Source organism: Dietzia sp. IBK-p2-15D (assembly GCF_057773105.1).
This window is the reverse complement of the sequence record NZ_JBYMTK010000120.1, coordinates 1-436: the sequence shown is the minus strand read 5'-3', so window position 1 is coordinate 436 and position 436 is coordinate 1. Positions and strand designations below refer to the sequence as shown.

The window sequence follows — 436 nt, the reverse complement described above, 5'->3', positions numbered from 1 at the left end:
ACACTTGTTCCGTTGTGCCCGCCAAATTGCATTTGTCCCAAGCGGTCGCCACTGACAACAGCTGCGCCATCATTTGTATACATTGCAAATTGCGGACCAAAACTCGCACTGCTTGACCCTGTAAAGTCCATGCGAAAACCGCTGTTGTTGTTGGAACTGGTGGCATAGAATGGGTCGGTTGCACTTGCCGCCGCACCTGCCCCGATGCGTGCAAATTGCGGTGTTGCGCTCGTGTGAATGTTCTGCGGTGTGGAAAGGGTGATATTGTTTGCCCCCAACAAAACACCTGTGCCGCTTGCGGAAAGTGAAACTTGGTTGGCTGTGCCTACCAGATTCGACCCAGTTGCAGCAACTCCACCCGTCGCGTTTAATGCGCCCGTTGTCAGGTCAAGAGTCAGCAGGGATGTTGTGAGGTCATTTGTGACAGTGAGCGTAT

The 436-nt window shown here is 53.0% G+C and carries 1 protein-coding gene; it reads right to left on the bottom strand.

Annotation, left to right across the window (positions count from 1 at the left end; all coding sequences use genetic code 11):
- Positions 1–436 (bottom strand): hypothetical protein (locus AC3DEV_RS17160; RefSeq protein ID WP_488372901.1); only part of this gene is annotated, 436 nt, incomplete at both ends.